We start from the raw sequence: 20395 nt of genomic DNA, 5'->3' as shown, positions 1-20395 counted from the left end.
GGCGGAAAACGCAGATCGCCGGGGGTGCGCGGGACGGACCGCGCACCCCCGGCGCACGCCGCCCGGCCCCCGGACGGGGAGCGGACGGCCGTTCCTGGGACGGAAGGCTTTCGGGGATTCGGGGATTCGGGGATTCCGGGCCGCCGGGGCCACGGGACCCCCGGGGCGGCGGGGCGCCCGGGAGGGTCAGGCGCCCGGGGTGCCCGCCAGCGGCATGGAGGCGGCGACCAGCTTGCCGTTGCGGGCGGCCTTGTCCAGGGCGTCGCGGAGCAGGTCCTCGCGGGGCTGCTGGCCGATGGAGTCCACCGGGGCGGCGTAGACCAGGACACGCTGGGTCTTGTTGACGGCGGCGCGCCAGCCGTCGGTGACCGACAGCGGCTTGTGCGCCTGCCACCAGGCGACCTGGCCGGGCTGGAGCACGGAGTGCAGCTGTCCGGCGGCGAGCAGGATCGACCAGCCGCTCAGCGCGGTCGGGAGCTCCTCGGTGTCCGTGACGGGGATGAAGCCCTGCTCGATGAGGAGCGGGAGGAAGTCGTCGCCGGGACCGGTGGTGCCGGGGCGGGCGATGGGCGCGGTCGGCTCCACGACCAGGGCGGGGTGCAGCTCCCCGTTGATCAGGATCAGGCCGCTGGTGATGCCGAGGACGGCCTGGCCGCCGGGCACGGACTGCGGTACGTCCGCGCCGGGGGAGCCCGGGGCGGGGCTGTCCCCGGTGATGGAGCGGACGGCGCCCTGGAGGTCGGCCTCGGGTACGGAGACGACCTGCGAGGGGATGCAGCCGGCGTGGGCGAAGGCGAGGACCGCGGTCTCGTCGCCGACGAACAGGACGGTGCTGGTCTGCTCGCGCTCGGAGTCGCCCGGGGTGCGGCAGGAAGTGCAGTCGTAACTGCCGGGGGACCCGTCACCGGCCAGCAGTCGCTCGGCCTCCTCGTCGCCGATCTCGGCACGTACCTCATCACTGACTTCGAGCATGCGCGGCACGGGGTGGCTCCTCGGACTAGGCGTGCGGGGCCGGGGGGTTCCGGCTCGCCGGGCTCAACGGGGGAGCGGCGGCCGGGGTCACGCCGTTTGAGGGAACGGAATCGAACCTGACCCCCGAAAGAGTGAACGGTCCGACCGGGCCGTTGTTTTCGTGCCAACTCTTTTTTGGTTGTGCGCAGTTGATGGTCGGTGCTGGCCGTTTCGGCGGTGGGCCGAGCGGGTGGGGGTCGCGGGGGCCGCGGTGTGGCGAACCCGGGGGCGGTACGGGGCTGCGTAGCGTGACGCGATGCGCAACTTCAGGGTTCCGGGTGGGGTGGGCGCGGCGGCACTGCTGCTCGTGCTGGCGTCGGCGGTGGCGTTCGCGGCGCCGCCCCCGCCCAGGCCGGGCGGGTCCGGGCTGGCGGTGGACTGCGGTCCCGGCGGGCAGTGGCCCTGGGACTGCGTGGCCGACTGCGAGAGCGGCGGCCGCTGGGCGGTGAACACGGGGAACGGCTTCTACGGCGGACTGCAGTTTTGGCAGCCGACGTGGGAGGAGCACGGGGGGCTGCTCTTCGCGCGCAGGGCGGACCTGGCGACGCGGGACCAGCAGATCAGGGTGGCGGAGGACGTACTGGGGAGCCAGGGGTGGGAGGCCTGGCCCGTGTGCGCGAGGCGGTACGGGCTGGCGGGGCGGATGCACGTGGTGCGGAGCGGGGACACGCTGGTGGCGATCGCGCGCAGGCATCGGGTGAAGGGTGGCTGGCAGGCGCTGTACGAGGCGAACCGGGCGGTGATCGGCCTGCGGCCGGAGGTCCTGCGGATCGGCATGCTGCTGGCGCTGCCGCCGGCGGCACCTGCTGCTCCTCCGACTCCCTCGGCTCCTGTGGTGGCTCCTGTGGTGCCTTCCGCCGGTCCTGTGCCTTCCGCCGGTCCTGTGCCGTCCGCCGGGGCGGTGCCCGCCGCGAGTCCGGCGGCGTCCGTGCCCGGGAGGGCGTAGCCGCCGGGCCGGGGCCCGGCAGTGAGCGGGCGGGTGCGGGCGGGCTGCCCTGCGGGGCGGAGGTCCCTTACCCGCCCTTCCCCCGTTCCCCGGGCGCTGCCCGGACCCGTTCCTCGAACGCCGGACGGGCTGGTTCAGCTCCGCCCGGACCCCCGGCGACGGGGCCGCGTCCGGTGACGGCGACGCCCGGAGGGGTCAGGCCCGGTGGCCCAGGGCCGGGTCGGTGTCCGGGGAGGGCTGGGTCGGGATGCGGGGGCCGGTCGGGGCCGGGGTCCCCTCGGGGCCCTGTTGCGCGGGCAGGCGTACGGGCCCGGCGTCACGGGCCGCGTCGGTCTCCGCGCACTCCATCGCGCGCGGGAGCTTCAGCGCCATCACCGCGCCCGCCACGAGCAGGGCCGCGCTCACGACCAGCGTCACGTGCAGTCCGTGTACGAAGGCGTGCCGGGCGGCAGAGTGCAGGGACTCGCCCACCGGCCCCCCGAGCCGCGCAGAGATCTGGTAGGCCTCGCCCAGCGAGTGCGCGGCGCCGGCCGAGTCGGCCGGCGACACCCCGGGTACGGCCGCCAGCCCCGGCGCGTAGGCCGCGTTCATCACGCTGCCCAGCAGTGCGATGCCCATGCCCGCGCCCAGCTGGTACGAGGTCTCGCCGATCGAGGCGGCGCCGCCGGCCGTCGCCGCCGGAGCCTCGCTCAGCATGGACTCGTAGGCCGCGAACAGTGTGGTCTGGAGCCCGAAGCCGAGCAGGATGAAGCCCACCGTCAGCAGCACCGGCCGGTCGTGCTGCCCCATGAACGTCAGCAGCAGCACCGCGAACGCCGTCAGGACGAAGCCCAGCGAGACCATCCTGCGCGGCCCGGTCCGGGCCAGCGTGTAGGAGCCGGTGGCGCCCGCCGCCATCGCGGCGAAGGTGAGCGGCAGCAGGCGCAGCCCCGTCTCCAGCGGGCTCAGGTGCAGCACCAGCTGGAGGTACTGGACGGCGATCAGTTCCAGCCCGACGAGCGCCAGCATGGCCAGCACGATGCAGCCCACCGACGTGGTGAAGGCCGGCCGCGAGAACATCCGCATGTCGATCAGCGGGTGCTCGCGCCGCTTCTGCCGCCGCACGAACAGCACCAGCAGCCCGAGCCCGACCAGTAGCGGAACCAGCGCCTGGGGGTCGGCGAGCTGGCGCTCCGCGCCGATCCGCTTGACCCCGAGCACCGCGCCGAGCACACCGGCGGCGGCCATGAGGGCGCCGAGCACGTCCCACGGCCCGTCCGAGGATCCCCGGGACTCGGGCAGCAGCCACCGCCCCAACGGCAGGAGCATGATCATGAGTGGGATGTTGATGAGGAAGACCGAGCCCCACCAGAAGTGCTGGACCAGGAAGCCGCCGAGGACCGGTCCGCCGGCCGCGCCGACGGCGGCGACCGCGGTCCAGATCCCGATGGCGAGGGCCCGTTCGCGCCGGTCGGGGAAGACCTGGCGCAGGATCGACAGGGTGGCCGGCATGATCATCGCGCCGCCGACGCCCAGCAGGGCGCGGGCGGCGATCAGGACCTGGGCGTTGTCGGCGAGAGCGGCGACGGCCGAGGCCGCGCCGAAGAGTCCGTAGCCGAGGAGCAGGACGCGGCGGCGGCCGACGCGGTCACCGAGGGTGCCGAAGAGGATGAGGAGGGCGGCGCACACCAGCGGGTAGGCGTCGACGATCCACAGCAGCTCCATCGGGCCGGGCCGCAGGTCTTCGGTGACGGAGGGGACGGCGACGTGCAGGATCGTCGCGTCGAGCGCGACGAGCACCAGGCTCACGCAGAGGACCGCCAGGACGGCCCAGCGGTTGGCCCCGCCGGAGGCCGCGCCGAGTCGCCGCAGTCGCTGCCAGGGGGAAGGAATCCTGTCGCCGGCCACGTTCGTCGACATGCATGTACCTCCCAGGTGAGCCCTCGCACTCGGCGGACCAGCGTTTTTCGGGGCCACAGGGGGTGAGGGTGGCGTCCTACGGGGTCCGGCGTCGACACGCGAGTGAAGAGTCAGCGTACGCGAGTTCGGCTCTCCGACACGTGGTCAAGCTCTCATCCCGGCACAGGCTGCCGTGTGGTGTGCGCCACTCGTTCCACCGAGCCTCCTCCTCCCCCCGTGCCACCGCTCCCGGCCTCGATAATCATGCCCGTGAGAGATCTTGGATTTCGTCGGGCCGCGCCCGCCCTTGCCGTGTTCGCGGCGGTGCGGCTGTTCGGTCTGGTCGTGCTCGTGGTCTGGGGGGCGGTGGCCGGCAGCAGTGCCCACACGCTGCTCTCGGCGCGCTGGGACTCGCTCTGGTACGCGCGGATCGCCGCCGAGGGGTACGGGTACGAGGTGGTGCTGCCGGACGGCGGCGTCCACTCGAACCTGGCCTTCTTCCCGCTGCTTCCCTGGCTGGAGCGGCTGGTCTCCGCCGTCACCGGGCTCGGCCACGGATCCGCGGGCCTGGTGGTTTCGGCGCTCGCCGGGCTCGCCGCGGCCTGGGGGATCTTCGCGGTCGCCGAGCTCGTCCACGGCCGCCGGGCCGGGGTGTTCGCCGTCGGGATCTGGGCCGCGCTGCCCGTCGGGATCGTGCAGTCGATGGCGTACAGCGAGTCGCTGTTCACCGCGCTGGCCGCCTGGGGCCTCTACACGGTCCTGCGCGGGCACTGGCTCGCCGCCGGCCTGCTCGCGGCCGGTGCCGGGCTGACCCGCCCGGTCGGGGCCGCGGTGGTCGCGGCGGTGTGGGTGGCCGCCGCCCTGGCGCTTCGCCGCGGGGAGCGCTCCTGGCGACCGGTGGCGGGTGCGCTGCTGGCCCCGCTCGGGGCGGCGGCGTACGTGCTGTGGGTGGGGGCGCGCACCGGCGGCGGGCTGACCGGGTACCTGGACGTCCAGGGCGGCTGGGGCAACGGCTTCGACGGCGGCCTGGCCTTCGCCCGGTTCATCGGGGCGCGCCTGGCCTCCCCGGCCTTCCCCGCCGGGATCGGGCTCATCGCAGGGGTCGCGCTGGTGGTGTGGCTTTACGTGCTCTGCGTACGGCGGCGCCAGCCGGCGGCGCTGCTGGTGTACGCCGGGATCGTGGTGGCGCTGGCCCTGTGCGCGTCGGGGTACTTCGGCTCCAAGCCCCGGCTGCTGCTGCCCGCCTTCCCGCTGTTCTTCCCGCCGGCGGTGGCGCTGGCCGGGTGGCGGACGGGCCGGGCGGCCGCGGTACTGGGCGCGGGCGCCGTGGCCTCGGCGGTGTACGGGGCCTTCTGGCTGAACGGCTCGGGGCCTCCGTAGAGGGCGGGCCGGGGGCCGCACCGCGGCGGTCCCCGGGGTCGGGCGCGGGCCGTCCCGGGGCCGACACCACGGAAGGGATCATTCCGTTCCATCTTTGAGCAAAACAATTGACCTGGGGCGATAAACGCGGCCTAAGTATGTGAAGAAATGGCCGGGCGAAGCGACCGGGTGGCTCCAACCAAAGTCCGAATACCGGGAATTAAGTCCCGCGTGAGACCAACTCCACATCACATGGTCATCACAAAGCCGGGGATTTGACCGGGCCGCCCATCGACGCGCGGTAACGTCGATTGAGTGCGTACCGACCAAATCCTGCCCAGACTGGAGCGGGTGTTCGCCCGGCTGGACCGGGAACCAGAGCGACCGGCTCATCTGCAAACACCGCGGATGAGCCGGCACCGCGTCGTGCTCCTCGGAGCGACCCTCGCCTTCTACCTCGCGATCGTCGTCGCGGTCCTGACCACCTCCTGGCTCGTACGCCTCGACTGGCAGGTCATGTTCTTCCGGCCCTACGAGCAGTGGCCGCAGCTGCACGCCTTCCTCGACTACCTCGTCGTCCTGGGCCAGCGCGGGCCCACCGCGGTCATGGTCGCCGCCTGGCTCGGCTGGCGCTCCTGGCGCCAGCACACCCTCCGCCCGCTGATCACCCTCGGCGTGGCGCTGCTGCTGCTGAACATCACTGTGGGCGCCGTCAAGCTCGGCCTCGGCCGGCTCGGCCCCCACTACGCGACGCAGATCGGCTCCGCCGAACTCTTCGCGGGCGGCGATATATTTCCTTCCGGCCACACCGCCAACGCCGTGGTGACCTGGGGAATCCTGGCCTACCTGGCCTCCACCGTGGTCACCCGGCGGGTGCTCTCCCTGGTGTCGGCCGTGGTCTCGCTGAGCGTCGGCGCCACCACCGTGTACCTCGGCACCCACTGGGTCAGCGACGTCCTGCTCGGCTGGTCCGCCGGTCTGCTCGTACTGCTGGCGCTGCCGTGGTGCGAGCCGCTCACCGCCGGGGTCGAGGCCTACGTCTTCGACGTGCGGGCGCGGCTGCGCAGCCGCGTGGAGGCCGGGCGGGTGCCCGAGCCCCTCACCGGAGTACTCGTCCCGCTGCTCTCCGCGGGCGGCAAGTGGCGGCTCCGGCCCGCCCCCGTGGCGCCCGCGACCGCGGAGCCCCTCGCGCCCGTGCGTCAGCCGGCGCTCCCGGCACCGGCGGAGCCCGCCGCGCCGGTTCCGGTCGGGGCCGCCGCGTCGGCTGCGGCCCCCGGGCACTCCCCGGCGGCCCGGCCCGCCACCCACCTCTCCGCCCGTCCCCACCTGATCCGTTCCGAGCGGACCCCGGCCACGCCGGCCGGCAGCCGCCGCCCGGTCCACGCCGAACGCGCCCCGGTGCGCGGTGCGGCGGCCCGCCCGGCCACCGGCGGCTGACCCCGGACGGTACGCACCCCTTCCGCACCCACGGCGGGCCCCGGTCGACGACCGGGGCCCGCCGTGGTCATTGGCGCGGACCGTGGTGGTGAAAAGGCACGGTGCGTCAGCCCGGCGCCCGGACGTTCCTCCGTACCGGGTCACGCTTGTGTCACGGATTGTCGACAGTCGTGTGGGCGCCGACTTCGTCCGGACCTTTCATTTCCCGTGCCGCGACACGCCCGGGGTGAATTCTCTTTCGAATTCCTTCAGAACTTCCAGGAATTGTGGTCCGACTCCACTTCGGTCCCCCTCCACTTCCTTACATCTTCTTCACTTGCCGGAGGTTCCCGGGGGTTGGGCGACCTCGAACTCACACCCGATCAGAAGGAGGTGAATCGAGGGAACACCGGGGCCGGCCGCCGGGGCCGCCCGGGCCCGTCCCCTCGGGTGCAGGACCGGGGTCACACCCGGAGCGGGTGGACCGCGGCTGGACGGGACGACAAACTTGCGGCGCTAGGTTTTGCGATCCCGGCCTGCCAGGAGGCTCCATGTCCTTCGTCCCCACCGACCCGCTCGGGCTCGACGAGCTCCTCACGCCCGAGGACCTCGCGATCCGGGACACCGTCCGCGGCTGGGCCGCCGACCGGGTGCTGCCGCACATCGCCGAGTGGTACGAGAACGGTGAGCTGCCCGCGATCCGGGAGCTCGCGAAGGAGCTCGGCTCCCTCGGGGCGCTCGGGATGTCACTCCAGGGGTACGGCTGTGCCGGAGCGAGCGCCGTCCAGTACGGGCTCGCCTGCCTGGAGCTGGAGGCCGCCGACTCCGGGATCCGCTCCCTGGTCTCCGTGCAGGGGTCGCTCGCGATGTACGCGATCTGGAAGTACGGCTCAGAGGACCAGAAGCAGCGCTGGCTGCCCGGCATGGCCGCCGGCGAGCTCATCGGCTGCTTCGGGCTGACCGAGCCGGACGTGGGCTCCGACCCCGGCGCGATGCGTACGCACGCCAAGCGCGACGGAACCGACTGGGTGCTCAGCGGCCGCAAGATGTGGATCACCAACGGCTCGGTGGCCGCCGTGGCCGTGGTCTGGGCGCAGACCGAGGAAGGGATCCGCGGGTTCGCCGTGCCCACGGACACCGCCGGCTTCTCGGCCCCGGAGATCAAGCACAAGTGGTCCCTGCGCGCCTCGGTGACCAGCGAGCTGGTCATGGACGACGTACGGCTGCCCGCCGACGCGGTGCTCCCGGGCGTCACCGGACTCAAGGGGCCGCTCGGCTGCCTCAGCCACGCGCGGTACGGGATCGTGTGGGGATCCATGGGCGCGGCGCGCGCCAGCTTCGAGGCGGCGCTCGACTACTCGAAGACGCGCGAGCAGTTCGGCAGGCCCATCGGCGGCTTCCAGCTCACCCAGGCCAAGCTCGCGGACATGGCACTGGAACTCCACAAGGGGATCCTGCTCGCCCACCACCTGGGCCGGCGCATGGACGCTGGCACCCTGCGGCCGGAGCAGATCAGTTTCGGCAAGCTCAACAACGTCCGCGAGGCCATCGAGATCTGTCGCACCGCGCGGACCGTCCTCGGTGCCAACGGGATCTCGCTCGAGTACCCCGTCATGCGGCACGCCACCAACCTCGAATCGGTCCTCACCTACGAGGGCACCGTCGAGATGCATCAGCTGGTGCTGGGCAAGGCACTCACCGGGCTCGACGCCTTCCGTTAGGCCGGGAGGGCCGGGAGGCGGCTGGGCCGGGGAAGGCCGGTGCGGCCGGTGAGGGCCCTGCTCAGCTCTGGTTGAAGAAGTCGCGCGAGCGGCCGGCCGGCTCGCCGCTCACGATCTGGGTGTCGGCCGGGGTCAGCAGGAAGACCCTGGTCGCCACCCGCTCGATCGAGCCGCGCAGACCGAAGGTCAGACCGGCCGCGAAGTCCACCACGCGCTTCGCGTCGCCCGGGTCCATCGAGGACAGGTTCACGATGACCGGGACCCCGTCGCGGAACAGCTCGCCGATGCCGCGCGCGTCACGGAAACCGTCCGGAGTGACCGTCGCGATGCGGCGGCCCTGCTCGACGGCGGACTCCGAGGCCACCTTGACGCGCGGGTCGGTGACCCACTGCTCGCCGGGGCCGACCACCGAACCCCCCTGCGGGGCCTCCGCGTAGTCGTCGTCGTAGTAACGCTCGTCGTCGCTGTCCTCTACGAGACCCAGCCAGGCACTCGCCTTGCGCACCGAACCCATGGACGCCTCCTTTCATCGCGGTCAGTCTGTCTTCTCTTCCGCGTCCCTATCGTCGTCCATGATGCTGACAACGCGCCAAGTGGATAGTCGCCGCGCAGGGGTTTCGTGACGGTACTGGTGCAGAACATCCGTTGCACGGTCAAGGATCCAGGCGGCTACCGCTGCTGACTGAGTGAAAATACGACCAGTGCGGCCGTAAGGGTGACCGAGGGGGACGTACGGGTGACGGGCGGTCTCGCTACGATGCCCGTCGAGCACGCGTATGACACACGGGGGAATCGTTTTGTTCGGCATCGTCAGACCTTGCACGCACCGGCTCGGAGAGCGGTTCAAGGCGGAGTGGATGGCCCATCTCTGCGGGCTGTGCCTGGCACTTAGGGGTGACCACGGTCAGTTCGCGAGGATCGTGACCAACTACGACGGGCTGCTCGTCTCCGTCCTGACGGAGGCTCAGTCCGGACCCGCCGCCAGCTCCCGGCGCACCGCCGGGCCCTGTCCACTGCGCGGGATGCGCACCGCCGCGGTGGCCAACGGCGAGGGGGCGAGGCTCGCCGCCGCCGTCTCGCTCGTGCTGGCCTCCGCGAAGGTACGGGACCACGTGGCGGACCGGGACGGGCTGTTGGCCCGCGCCCCGATCGCCCTCGCGGCGCGCCGGGTGGCCCGGGGCTGGGACCGGGCGGGCGCCCGCACCGGAGCCTCGCTCGGCTTCGACACGGCCGTGCTCGTGGACGCCGTGGACCGGCAGGCGGGCATCGAGACCCTGGCGGGCGCGGGCACCCCGGTGCTCGTCGTGACCGAGCCGACCGAGACCGCGACGGCCGCGGCCTTCGCCCATACCGCGACCCTGGCCGGGCGGCCAGGCAACGCCGCCGCGCTCGCCGAGGCGGGACGCCACTTCGGGCGGCTGGCGCACCTCCTCGACGCCGTCGAGGACCAGGCCGCCGACGCCGCGGCGGGCGCCTGGAACCCGCTGACCGCCACCGGGACCTCCCGCGCCGAGGCGCGCAGGCTCTGTGACGACTCCCTCCAGGGCATCCGGCTGGCACTGCGGGAGGTGGAGTTCGCCGACGCGGGCCTCGCCCACCGGCTGCTCGTGCACGAGCTGCGCACCTCGGTGGACCGGGCCTTCGGGACGGCCGGCTGCGCCCATACCGCGACGGGCCCGGCCGGCCAGGGCGGCTTCGGCCCGCCCCCGGTGGACTTCGGCCCGCCGCCGCCCCCGCAGAGGCCGCGGCGCGACCTGCTGTCGGGCTGCGCGGTGGCCCTGGGGCTGTTCTGCACCTGCCAGCTGTGCTGCACGGAGCACGAGGGACCGTGGTCCCGCCAGCGGAAGGACCCCTGGTGCGACGCGTGCGACTGCGACTGCCCGTGCGACGGGTGCGGTGACGGCTGCTGCTGCGACGGCTGCTGCTGTGACGGCTGCGGTTGCGACTGCTGATGGCCAAAAGACGGTCTTGCCGTACGTGCCTGACGGCGGAAAACATTCGATAGCATTTACGAGGGTTGTCAGGGCCGCGTCGAAAGTTGTTCGTTCGGCACGTCTCCGGGCACCCGTACAGGCTCAGGCACCGCACCTGCATCCGGGCCTTCGAACCTTTCCGGGGGGACAATAAGTGACAATCAAACGCATCTTCCGTTCCAGGCTGTTCGCCGTGGCTGCCGGTATGACCGCAGTGGCCACCCTCGCGGTTCCCGCGTCGGCGTCCGAGGCTCCGAACGGTGGCGCCGTCAATGCCGAGCGTCTCGCAGCGGTCGAGGCCTCGGTCCTGCGCGCCGACGTCCCGGGCACGGCGTGGGCCACGGACCCCGCCTCCGGCACGCTCGTGGTCACGGCCGACTCCACCGTCTCGGACGCGAACCTGGACAAGATCAAGAAGGAGGCCGGGGCGAACGCCTCGGCGGTGCGCATCGAGCGCACCCACGGCAAGCTGTCGAAGCTCACCACGGGTGGTGACGCGATATTCACCACGTCCTGGCGCTGCTCCATCGGCTTCAACGTGCGCAAGGGCAGCACGTACTACATCCTGACCGCCGGTCACTGCACCAGCGGCGCGGGCATGTGGTACACCAACGCCTCGCGCTCGCAGAAGATCGGCCAGGCCCAGAGCGGCAGCTTCCCGGTCAACGACTACGGGCTCATCCGCTACGACAACAAGAACGTCAAGCACAGCGGCACCGTCGCGGGCCAGGACATCAAGACGGCCATCAACGCCACCAACGGCCTCGCCGTGACGCGGCGCGGCTCCACCACCGGCACCCACAGCGGCAAGGTGACCGGTCTCAACTACACCGTGAACTACGGCAACGGTGAGATCGTCTACGGCCTGATCCGGACCAACGTCTGCGCCGAGCCCGGCGACAGCGGCGGCCCGCTCTACTCCGGCAACCGCGCGGTCGGCCTCACGTCCGGCGGCAGCGGCAACTGCACCTCCGGCGGCACCACCTACTTCCAGCCCGTCGTGGAAGCGCTCAACCACTGGGGCCTGACCGTCTACTAAACCCAGGCACCACCGCTTCGAACGTGGACCTCCTCCCGTCTTCCGGGGGGAGGTCCCGTGCGTTCGTGTCCATGGGTGAGCCTTTCGGGTTTCCGGCGGAGCCGGTGTGGAAGGGTTGGGCGGCATGAGCGCTGACGCAGCCGACGTGGACGACGTGGACGACCGGGACGACGTGGACGACCGGGAGGGCGCGGCCGGCCCGGCCGTCGCCTGGAAGCAGTGGCACGAGCACCGGGTGGCCGGCGTGTCCGCGCCCTACGGACCCCTGTCGCTGACCGGCACCCACTGGCTCGCCGACTACCCGGACGGTCGAATTCCCGCCGTTCCGGGGCGCTGGCGGGCCACCGGCGACGGGGTGGCCCTGACCGCCGGCCCGGGTGACGGGATCAGCCTGGACGGCGAGCCCTTCACCGGGTCCGCCGTGCTCGCCGCCGACGGGACCCCGCCCTCCGGCTCGCGGCTCGGCGCCGGGGACGTACGGCTCGTCGTGCTCCGGCGCGAAGGGGACTGGGCCGTACGCGTCTTCGACCCCGCCGCCCCGGGCCGAGCGGCCTTCACCGGGATCGAGGCCACCCCCTACGATCCGGCGTACGCGGTGCCCGGGCACTTCAGCCCGTACGGCGAGAACCGGACCGTCCAGGTCGAGAACGTCGACGGCCGCTCGCGCGGGCTCGGCCTCGGCGGCGAGCTGAGCTTCGGCTTCGCGGGCGCGCGGCACACCCTGAGGGTCGCGGTGGACGAGGAGGACGGCAGCCTCTGGGCGGTCGTCGGCGACGCCACCGGCGGCCGTTCCAGCTACCGGTTCCGGTTCCTCAAGCCCGGGATCCCGGCCGCCGACGGTTTGATCACCGTGGACCTCAACCGGGTCCAGCTGCCTCCCTGTGCCTTCGCGGACCACTTCGTCTGCCCCTTCCCCCCGCCCGGCAACACCCTGCCCTTCGAGATCGCGGCGGGCGAGCGGCGGCTGAAAGACGCCCTTGCTAGCGGTATCTGACGCCAGGACACTCCCGTCAGCGTCTCTCGGGGCTTGTCAGGGGCACGTCGAACAGCGTCACGTCCGCCGCGCCCCCGGCCGCCCTCCACGGGCTCCGGCACCCCACTCAGGCCGGGCCCCCGATCCCCTTCGGGAGGACGACAAGTGAGGATCACCCGCATCATCCGTTCGAGGCTGTTCGCCGTCGCCACGGGCATGGCCGCCGTGGCCGCCCTCGCGGCGCCCGCCACCGCGCACGCCGACGGCGGCTTCAGCGCCGACCGGCTCGCCACCGCCGGGGCCTCGGTCCTGCGTGCCGACGTGGCCGGCACCGCCTGGCACACCGACCCCGCCACCGGCAGCCTGGTGGTCACCGTCGACTCCACGGTCTCCGCGGGCGACCTCGCCAGGATCCGCCGCGAGGCCGGAGCCGACGCGGCCGCTCTGCGCATCGAACGCACCCCCGGCAGGCTGACGAAGCTGCTCTCCGGGGGCGACGCCATCTACGCCGCCAGCTGGCGCTGCTCGCTCGGCTTCAACGTCCGCAGCGGAAGCACCTACTACATCCTGACCGCCGGTCACTGCACCGACGGTGCGGGCACCTGGTGGACCAACTCCTCGCACACCACCGTCATCGGGTCCACCGTCGGTTCCAGCTTCCCGACCAACGACTACGGCCTGATCAAGTACGCCAGCAACTCCCCGGTGCCGCCCGGCGCCGTCGGCGGCCAGGACATCACCAGCGCCGTCAACGCCACCAACGGCATGTCCGTGACGCGGCGCGGCTCCACCACCGGCATCCACAGCGGCAAGGTGACCGGACTCAACGCCACCGTGAACTACGGCGGCGGTGACATCGTCTACGGGATGATCAAGACCAACGTCTGCGCCGAACCCGGCGACAGCGGGGGCCCGCTCTACTCCGGCGCCCGCGCGGTCGGCCTCACCTCCGGCGGCAGCGGCAACTGCTCCTCGGGCGGCACCACGTTCTTCCAGCCCGTGGTCGAGGCACTCAACGCGTACGGGGTCAGCGTGTACTAGGGCCGCCACGACCCGTGCGCCCCCGTCGCACCCCTGGACGTCCTCCGGCCTTCTGGGAGGATGTCCAGGGCGTCCGTCTCCAAGGGGGGAGCAGGTTTCTGCATGAAGCGAATCGGCGTGACCGGGCACCGGTCGATTCCGGACGAGGCGCTGGGCCATGTGGAGGCGGGCCTGCGGGCCGTACTGGGGGGCCACGAGGGGCCGCTGGAGGCCCTCTCCAGCCTCGCCGAGGGAGCGGACCAGCTGTTCGCCGCCATCGCCCTGGAATGCGGCGCCGACCTCACCGTGGTCATCCCCAGCGAGGACTACGAGGAGGGCTTCGGGGACCCCGGCGCCCTGGACCGGTACCTGGGGCTCAAGCGCCGGGCCGCCCAGGAGGTCCGGATGGACTTCGCCCGCTCCACCGACGAGGCCTACTACGCGGCCGGCACCTGGATCGCCGACTCCTGCGACCGGCTCGTCGCAGTCTGGGACGGACTGCCCGCCCGCGGGCACGGCGGCACCGCCGAGATCGTCGCCTACGCCCGCGCGCTCGGCAAACCGGTCACCGTGATCTGGCGCGAGGGCGTGGCCCGGGACTGAGGGCCACGCCGTACCGCGGCCGGCTTCAACTGCTGTGCCGGGCCAGCCAGTCCGTGTGCTGCGGAGAGACGTACCGCTCGGTCTCGTAGACCGCGCCCGGCCACTGCGTCTCGGTGATCGTCGTCTGCATCACGACCATCATCGCGGAGAGGTCCTGCTCGATCAGGGTGTGCGCCTCGATCAGCGGGTGGTGGCGGCGCACCTCGTTCCACGCGATGCCGGCCGTCGCCGCCGCGCTCAGCAGCGCGGTCAGTGTCGGCCCCGGACCCGATCCGAACGCCCCGAAGAGGGCGAACAGCAGCGCCAGACAGGTCAGCAGCACGATCGACCACGACCACAGGGCCGTCGCACGGCGGGACACCTCCGTCTTGCGCTGGTACCAGTTGCGCTGCTCGATCAGCCGGTCCCGGACGTAGGTCTCCCTACGGACCTGGTAGCCCAGCCCCCGCAGCCTGAACATCGCCCCGGTGATCTCCCCGCCCTCCGGCACCAGCCCGGCGGTCCGCGGATCCTCCCAGCCCATCTTCCGCAGCTCGTTCAGCCCCGCCTCCAGCCGGGTGCGGTACGTCTCCTCGGCCCCCGGCACATCGCTGCCGAAGGGGGCGCCGTGGACGGCGTACCGCCAGGCCAGCGACTTGATGAACTCCGCGGCGCTGCGGTTGAGCTGCCACTGCGGGCGGGCCCGGCGCCTGGTGGCCCGCACCCCCACGGCCAGCACCCCGGCGTAGGCGAGCACGCTGAACAGCCCGGTCAGGGACATCGAGCCGAGCTTCGGCCCCTCGGGCAGGGCGGCGGCCCCGGCTGCCGCGACGAGCAGCATCAGCTGGGCGCGGGTGGCTTGCGTGGACTCCCGCTGCCGGGAGATCGCCGCCTGGTCGGTGTGGTGGAAGAGGGCCGGCAGGTCCTCGTTGCGAAAGGTCATGCTGTCACTCACAGCGAACCCCCCAGTCTGCTGGTTGTGCGTGTATCGGGGAGGTGCGGGGGCGGCCCCCGGCGGGAGCCGCCCCCGTGGATCACACCGCCAGCGGCTCCAGGTCCCGGTGGACCCGCCGCTCGTCGCGGGCGTACCGCGTCAGTCCGTGGTCCTCGCCGAGCAGCCGCGTCAGCTCGGCCACCGCCTCGGACCGGAGCCGGTTCGCCTCTTCCTTGCGGCCCATCATGTCCAGGCTGACCGCCATGTTGGAGGAGCTGGCCAGGGTCTCCGGATGGTGCACGCCCAGCGCCTCGCGCAGCCGCATCACCGCGAGCCGCTCCAGCTCCAGGGCCCCCTCCGGATCACCCAGGTCGGCCCGGGCGTTGGCCAGGTTGAGGTTGGCGAAGATCGTGTGCGGGTGGTTGTCGCCCAGCACCTCCCGCATGTGGTGGATGGTCTGGCGCAGCATCGGATCGGCGGTCTCCGCCGCACCCGTGCCCCAGTGGAACACCGCGAGGTTGTTGACCGCGGCCAGGGTGTACGGGTGCCGCTCGCCCGGCACCTTGACGTACTCGTCCACCACCTCCTGGGCCAGGTCGCGCGCCGCGCCCGGGTCCCCGGTCGCGAACAGGTCCGCGGCCAGGTTCAGTTCACAGGCCAGGAGGTCAGGGTTGACCGAGGTGTACTTGGCCCGGTAGCGGTTGCGGGTCGCGGTCGTCAGCCGCAGAGCGTCGTCCACGTCACCTGCCCTGCGCAGTGACACCGCGAGGTTCTTCGCCGCCGACAGGGTGCCGGGGAAGGCCCGGCCCAGCGTCCGCTTGTAGATCTCGTACGTCCGGCTCAGCAGCTGCACCGAGTCGTCGTAGCGGCCCACCTCGCGCAGGTCGCGCGCCAGGTTCTGTGCCGAGGACAGGGTGTACGGGTGGTCCGTGCCCAGCACCTCGGTGCGCCGGTCGAAGACCTCCTGGTCGATCTCCCTGGCCCGCGCGTACTGCCCGATCATGCGCAGGTTCAGCGCCAGGTTGTTCGCGGCGGCCAGGGTGCGCGGGTGCGCCTCGTGGAAGATCTGCCCGAAGCCCTCGTGCGCGGCCGTGGCCAGTTCCATCGCCTCGCCGTAGCGGCCGAGCGCGCCCAGGTCCATCGCCAGACCGCTGGTGGTCATGTACGTGTGCGGGTGCGAGGGGCCCAGCGCCGCCTGCTGGCGCTCCAGCGTGCCCTCGTCCAGCTCCATCGCCTCCACGAACCGGCCCTGCGAGCGCAGGATGTTGGAGAGGTGGAAGCGCAGGTACAGGTACTGCAGGTCGTCGCCGCCCAGGGTCTCGCGCCAGGTCTCGCGCAGCTCCTCGCCCAGCGCGTACGCGGCCTTGAAATCACCGCGCTTCCAGAGGTAGCGGACGCGGTCGATCAGCAGTCGGCGGGTCTCCGGCTCCTTGCAGAACCGGGCCTCGGAGGGGGTCAGGTGCGGCCAGATGGTGTTGAACCGCGGCCAGGTCTCCGGGTTGTCTATCGGCTCGTCGTCGTCCGGCCGGGCACCCGCGAGGATCCGGTGCACCGCGTGCCGGGCCACGCGCTGCTCCTCCTCGGAAAGCTGCGCCCGGATCACGGCCTGGACCAGCCGGTGGACCTGGATGCTGTTGCTCACCTGGTCGACCTTGGCGAGCGCGAACCGGCCGATCTCCCGGATGACGCGGCCCAGTACGAGCTTCTCCTGGAGGGAGGAGTCGTACGGCTTGAGGGCGTCGATCATCTCCTTGCTGTAGAGCAGGTTCGCCGAGATCGGCTCCGGGGCGAAGAAGGCGCACAGCTGGAGCAGCCGCACGGCCGCCGGGGAGCGCGACTGGAGCCTTTCTATGGAGACGTTCCAGGTGGCGGCCACCGGCTCCGGGTAGCCGGGCGGCTGGTTCAGCGCCAGTACGCGGGCGGCCTGCTGGGCCAACTGCTCGATGTACGCGGACACCGGGGTCGCGGTCTCCGCGATCCAGGCACCCGCCTGCTCGACGGCCAGCGGCAGGTCTCCGACCGCGACGGCCACCTGCTCGGCATCGTCCTTGCTGAGCCCGGGGGCCCGGCGCTGGAGGTGCTCGATGGACTCCTCGCGCAGGAACACGTCCACCGGGAGGGCGTCTCCGTACTGGGACCACGACTGGTTGCGGGAGGTGACGAGCACGTGTCCCGGGCCGCCCGGTGGGAAGTACCGCTTGAGAGTCTCGGGATCGTCGGCGTTGTCGAAGACCAGCAGCCAGCGCGAGGAGGGAACTCCGCGCCGCAGCAGGTCGATCGCCTCCTGGGAGGCCGCCGACATGTCCTCGCCGGTCTGCGCGCCGAGACGTACGGCCAGTTCCGCGAGGGCCGCGACCACGTCGTCGGTCTGCTCGGCGGAGATCCACCACACCAGGTCGTAGTCGGCCATGAACCGGTGGACGTACTCCAGCGCCACCTGGGTCTTGCCCACGCCGCCGAGCCCGAACAGGGTCTGCGGCTGCGGCAGCACCACGGAAATGCCGCCGCCGAGCTGGTCGCGCATCCGCTCCAGCACGATGGAGCGGCCCGTGAACCCGGGGTTGCGCGGCGGCGCGTTCCAGATCTTCGGGACCGTCCCCGGGAAGCGGGGGCCGGGAGCCGAAGCGCTGGCCACGGTGTCGGGGAGCGCCATGGGCCGTTCCACCGCGCGCAGCAACGCGGTGGTGGCGTGCACCTCGTCGAGGCGGAACAGGTCCACCGGATTGCGGTCGATGTACGGGGTGGACAGGCGTACGTCGCCCACCCTGAGCGGAACCAGCTGGCGCCGGCCCCCGGTCGGGTCCTCGGCTGCGGCCCGCTCCCACACGTCCACCGCGCGGGCGGACTTGAGGTAGGCGCTGGAGAGCAGCACCACGGTCCGCGCGGCGTTGTCGACGCTGATGCCGGCTCCGCCCAGGGTGTCCCCGGCGGCCGGGTCCGGGACCCGCTCGGCGGAGACGTCCTTGGGCACGACGCGGAACCCGGCCCGGGTGAGAACCGATTCGATCCAGTCGGCCCACATGCGGTTCTCGGCGACGTAGGACAGGAAGAGGTCGGCGGGCAGGGCGGGACGGCGCCGGGTGAAGGCGTCGCGGATCCGCAGGCGCACCTCCTCGCCGATGGCGGGCATGGAGGTGACGTCGCCCTCGGTGACCACGGCGGTGAGCCGTTCGAAGGCGGAGAGCAGGGAGTTGGTGAGCCCGGCCTCGTCCCCGAAGGTGGCCAGGGTCTCCTCGTAGGCGTAGTAGGGGCGGTACGGGATCTCCACCGCGCCCCAGTAGGAGGTGAGGTCGTCCCCGATCAGGCCGTTGGGGAAGCGGTCGAACTTGATGCGGGCCAGCGCGCGGCCGGCGTCCGCCTTCTCCTTCTCGCCCTCGTCGATGCGCATGGGGACCGGGTAGATCTTGATGCCGCGGTCGTTGAACCGTTCGTCGATCTGCCGGGCCACGGAGGCGGCGCCGTCGATGGACTGGTCGGACAGGGTGAAGCAGTCGACCAGGACGTCGGGGAGGTGGACGGTGCAGATGTCGGCTATGTCGGAGAGGCCGGTGCGGCTGTCGATCAGGACGTAGTCGTAGTTCCGCTTCATGTCGGCCCGTAAGGCGTCGAAGAAGAGGCCGCCGCCGAGCCGGTCGTAGAAGTTGTCCCAGTCGAAGGTGGAGACGGTCGCCGAGTACTCGCGGTTCTGCCGGCCCGCCGAGACGAAGTCGAGCGTGCCGCCGTCGGGGAACTCCCAGCCGAGGGTCTCGGGGGTCAGGGAGACGGCGTGCGGCTGGATCCGCGCGTAGTCCTTGTGCCAGTCGTCGGGACGCTGCACCGGGCTGGTCGCCGCCCACGCGTACTCGCTGATCAGATCGATGACCCCGGTGGTGGCACCGAGGGTGGAGGGGTCGAGGAAGGGGTGGAAGAAGCGGTGCAGTCCGGGCGCCTCCAGGTCCCAGTCCACGGCGAGGACCCGCTTGCCGTTGGCGGCGAGGATCCAGGCGGTGTTGGCCAGCGCCATCGTGCGGCCGGTGCCGCCCTTGTACGAGTAGAAGGTGACGATGTGCCCCTCGCGGCGCTCGTCACGGCTGTTCTGGCTGTCACGATTAGAAGTCATCCGCGTCCCCCCGGTCGTTGTCGTTGGTGTGGTCGAACCCGCCGGGCCCGTCGGCTCCGTCGGGACGGCCGGCCCCGTTGTCGCCCGCGGTGGGCGGGAAGGGGGCGGGTGGTGGGGCCGGCGGCCCGTTCATCCCCATCGGACCGAGCAGCCGCGGCCGTTCGGTGCCGGCCACGGGACTGCCGGCCGGTGGGTAGACCTGGGCGTGTCTGAGGAACTGCTGGGCCGCCGCCTCCACCACCTGCGGCAGGATCTGCCCGAGCGTCTCCATGTTGGCCACGCCGTTGGCGGCGGCCCGGCAGGCGGCCCGGCCCTGGCTCATCTTGACCGGCATGGTGTCCTCGAGCCGGTGGGCCAACTCGCTCTCCTTCGCGCGGCTCTGGTGGTCGTAGCGGTTCCACGGCACGACCACGTTGATCCACGGACGGGACTCCTGGTCGAAGGCGGCGAGCCGCTGGCGGCGCTGCTCGTCCTCCACCGCCCACCGGTCGACGATGAGGATCTCGGGCCGGGTCGGCGGCTGTTTGGAGTCGAAGTGCCCGGCCTCGTCGTCGAACGACCCCACCGTCGTCTGGTAGTTGAGGTTGCGGACCAGGTCCTCGGCCACGTAGGCGATGGGCCGCTGGGAGACCGGGTGGTACGGATTCCAGTCCAGCGCGCTGTCCCCGTAGTACTCGGGGCTGCGGCCCTCCGGCAGGTCGTGCCGGGAGGAGGCGGCCACGGTGACGTGCAGGGAGCGGACGGTGCTGCTGGGGGTACTGCTCGGGGAGCCGAAGGCGCTGGGGACCAGCCGGTAGTCCAAGGGGCGGATGGGGTCGAGCCGGACGGTCTCGGCGACCCGGACGATGCGTTTGGCGAGTTCGTACACGGCGCTCTCGTACTGCTCGGCGTACCCGCGCAGTTTGATCAGGCCGTACAGCCCGTCGGTGACGTACCGCTCCCCGAAGGTGTTGTGGTTGAACTGCAACCGCTCGGCGGGAAGCGGTAATTGGGACGGGGGTACCGGCACCCAGAGGGCGGGCACGATGGCCTCGGCCGGCCGGTTGCTGAGCGCCACGTGGTGGATGGTGCGCTGCGCGAAGGCGAACCACTCCTTCCCGCACATTTCGCTGGCGAAGTAGCGCGGCGAGAACAGGGGGACGAAGACCCGGCAGGTGGCGAGCGCCGCCCCGAGCCGCTCCGACCAGCCCTCACCGCTGCGTATCTCCCGGTCCATGAAGCCGGCCTCGGCTCCGGCGGGCAGATTCGTCAGCGCCATGACATGGCTGCAGAGGTCACGGAAAAGGCGCTCCACCCACATGTCGGGGTCGGGTCCTCCCGCCCCGAACCTCGGTGTATGCGCATAACTGAGAAAAAAGTACGGCTGCACTGATGCGGGCACACGACCCCCGTCCCGAAGATGCGAGCGAAGAAACATCATTCCGGAGCTGCTCCGCCACATCCC

At 72.0% G+C, this 20395-nt stretch carries 15 protein-coding genes; 9 read left to right on the top strand and 6 right to left on the bottom strand.

Features of this window, described 5'->3' with window-relative positions:
• Nucleotides 1–186: 186 nt before the first annotated feature.
• Nucleotides 187–981 (bottom strand): hypothetical protein, encoded by a 795-nt coding sequence (locus OG389_RS08590; protein WP_328297865.1) that lies wholly within the window; start codon nt 979–981, stop codon nt 187–189.
• Nucleotides 982–1267: 286 nt separating this feature from the next.
• Between OG389_RS08590 and OG389_RS08585 the strand changes: the two genes are divergently transcribed.
• A complete protein-coding gene (locus OG389_RS08585) occupies nt 1268–1957 on the top strand; it encodes a transglycosylase family protein (protein WP_328297864.1) in 690 nt (229 codons plus the stop codon).
• Nucleotides 1958–2152: 195 nt separating this feature from the next.
• Here OG389_RS08585 and OG389_RS08580 read toward each other — a convergent pair whose 3' ends face one another.
• On the bottom strand, nt 2153–3856 hold the full coding sequence (locus tag OG389_RS08580; RefSeq protein ID WP_328297863.1) for an MFS transporter: 1704 nt from the start codon (nt 3854–3856) through the stop codon (nt 2153–2155).
• Between the two features lie 243 nt (nt 3857–4099).
• Between OG389_RS08580 and OG389_RS08575 the strand changes: the two genes are divergently transcribed.
• From OG389_RS08575 to OG389_RS08565, 3 genes are all read left to right on the top strand, one after another.
• Nucleotides 4100–5215 (top strand): glycosyltransferase family 39 protein, encoded by a 1116-nt coding sequence (locus tag OG389_RS08575; RefSeq protein ID WP_328297862.1) that lies wholly within the window; start codon nt 4100–4102, stop codon nt 5213–5215.
• Between the two features lie 294 nt (nt 5216–5509).
• Nucleotides 5510–6631 (top strand): phosphatase PAP2 family protein, encoded by a 1122-nt coding sequence (locus OG389_RS08570; RefSeq protein WP_328297861.1) that lies wholly within the window; start codon nt 5510–5512, stop codon nt 6629–6631.
• A 530-nt stretch (nt 6632–7161) separates the two neighbouring features.
• Complete coding sequence (locus OG389_RS08565; protein ID WP_328297860.1) at nt 7162–8331, top strand: acyl-CoA dehydrogenase family protein; 1170 nt, start codon at nt 7162–7164, stop codon at nt 8329–8331.
• A gap of 61 nt (nt 8332–8392) precedes the next feature.
• Here OG389_RS08565 and OG389_RS08560 read toward each other — a convergent pair whose 3' ends face one another.
• Nucleotides 8393–8845 (bottom strand): cell division protein SepF, encoded by a 453-nt coding sequence (locus OG389_RS08560; RefSeq protein ID WP_328297859.1) that lies wholly within the window; start codon nt 8843–8845, stop codon nt 8393–8395.
• A gap of 283 nt (nt 8846–9128) precedes the next feature.
• Here OG389_RS08560 and OG389_RS08555 point away from each other — a divergent pair, with 283 nt between their 5' ends.
• The 5 genes from OG389_RS08555 to OG389_RS08535 all read left to right on the top strand — a co-directional run bounded on the left by OG389_RS08555 (nt 9129) and on the right by OG389_RS08535 (nt 13939).
• The gene (locus OG389_RS08555; RefSeq protein WP_328297858.1) at nt 9129–10283 is read left to right on the top strand and encodes a DUF5685 family protein; all 1155 of its coding nucleotides are present in this window, start codon (nt 9129–9131) and stop codon (nt 10281–10283) included.
• Between the two features lie 226 nt (nt 10284–10509).
• Nucleotides 10510–11343: a S1 family peptidase gene (locus tag OG389_RS08550; RefSeq protein ID WP_328303613.1), complete on the top strand. Its 834-nt coding sequence runs from the start codon at nt 10510–10512 to the stop codon at nt 11341–11343.
• Nucleotides 11344–11467: 124 nt separating this feature from the next.
• Complete coding sequence (locus OG389_RS08545; protein ID WP_328297857.1) at nt 11468–12337, top strand: DUF1684 domain-containing protein; 870 nt, start codon at nt 11468–11470, stop codon at nt 12335–12337.
• Between the two features lie 195 nt (nt 12338–12532).
• Nucleotides 12533–13357 (top strand): S1 family peptidase, encoded by an 825-nt coding sequence (locus tag OG389_RS08540; RefSeq protein WP_328303611.1) that lies wholly within the window; start codon nt 12533–12535, stop codon nt 13355–13357.
• A 102-nt stretch (nt 13358–13459) separates the two neighbouring features.
• Nucleotides 13460–13939, top strand: coding sequence for a hypothetical protein (locus tag OG389_RS08535; protein WP_328297856.1), 480 nt, complete (start codon nt 13460–13462; stop codon nt 13937–13939).
• Between the two features lie 25 nt (nt 13940–13964).
• Here the strand turns inward: OG389_RS08535 and OG389_RS08530 are convergent, their stop codons facing one another.
• The 3 genes from OG389_RS08530 to OG389_RS08520 form a co-directional block, all read right to left on the bottom strand.
• The gene (locus OG389_RS08530; protein ID WP_328297855.1) at nt 13965–14861 is read right to left on the bottom strand and encodes a DUF4231 domain-containing protein; all 897 of its coding nucleotides are present in this window, start codon (nt 14859–14861) and stop codon (nt 13965–13967) included.
• 91 nt (nt 14862–14952) lie between these two features.
• On the bottom strand, nt 14953–18951 hold the full coding sequence (fxsT, locus tag OG389_RS08525) for an FxSxx-COOH system tetratricopeptide repeat protein (protein WP_328297854.1): 3999 nt from the start codon (nt 18949–18951) through the stop codon (nt 14953–14955).
• The gene (locus OG389_RS08520; RefSeq protein ID WP_328303609.1) at nt 18941–20368 is read right to left on the bottom strand and encodes a TIR-like protein FxsC; all 1428 of its coding nucleotides are present in this window, start codon (nt 20366–20368) and stop codon (nt 18941–18943) included. Before OG389_RS08520 ends, fxsT begins: the two co-directional genes overlap by 11 nt.
• Nucleotides 20369–20395 lie beyond the last annotated feature (27 nt).

Source organism: Streptomyces sp. NBC_00435 (assembly GCF_036014235.1).
Taxonomy (GTDB): domain Bacteria; phylum Actinomycetota; class Actinomycetes; order Streptomycetales; family Streptomycetaceae; genus Streptomyces.
The sequence above is the reverse complement of the archived record's forward strand: the minus strand, read 5'-3'. Positions and strand labels throughout refer to the sequence as shown.

Bases quoted from the DNA above. Each gene is read 5' to 3' on its own strand.
- OG389_RS08585 (WP_328297864.1), top strand. From the start codon at position 1,268: ATGCGCAACTTCAGGGTTCCGGGTGGGGTGGGCGCGGCGGCACTGCTG.
- OG389_RS08580 (WP_328297863.1), bottom strand. From the start codon at position 3,856: ATGTCGACGAACGTGGCCGGCGACAGGATTCCTTCCCCCTGGCAGCGA.
- OG389_RS08575 (WP_328297862.1), top strand. From the start codon at position 4,100: ATGCCCGTGAGAGATCTTGGATTTCGTCGGGCCGCGCCCGCCCTTGCC.
- OG389_RS08565 (WP_328297860.1), top strand. From the start codon at position 7,162: ATGTCCTTCGTCCCCACCGACCCGCTCGGGCTCGACGAGCTCCTCACG.
- OG389_RS08560 (WP_328297859.1), bottom strand. From the start codon at position 8,845: ATGGGTTCGGTGCGCAAGGCGAGTGCCTGGCTGGGTCTCGTAGAGGAC.
- OG389_RS08550 (WP_328303613.1), top strand. From the start codon at position 10,510: ATGACCGCAGTGGCCACCCTCGCGGTTCCCGCGTCGGCGTCCGAGGCT.
- OG389_RS08545 (WP_328297857.1), top strand. From the start codon at position 11,468: ATGAGCGCTGACGCAGCCGACGTGGACGACGTGGACGACCGGGACGAC.
- OG389_RS08540 (WP_328303611.1), top strand. From the start codon at position 12,533: ATGGCCGCCGTGGCCGCCCTCGCGGCGCCCGCCACCGCGCACGCCGAC.
- OG389_RS08535 (WP_328297856.1), top strand. From the start codon at position 13,460: ATGAAGCGAATCGGCGTGACCGGGCACCGGTCGATTCCGGACGAGGCG.
- OG389_RS08530 (WP_328297855.1), bottom strand. From the start codon at position 14,861: ATGACCTTTCGCAACGAGGACCTGCCGGCCCTCTTCCACCACACCGAC.
- fxsT (WP_328297854.1), bottom strand. From the start codon at position 18,951: ATGACTTCTAATCGTGACAGCCAGAACAGCCGTGACGAGCGCCGCGAG.
- OG389_RS08520 (WP_328303609.1), bottom strand. From the start codon at position 20,368: ATGTTTCTTCGCTCGCATCTTCGGGACGGGGGTCGTGTGCCCGCATCA.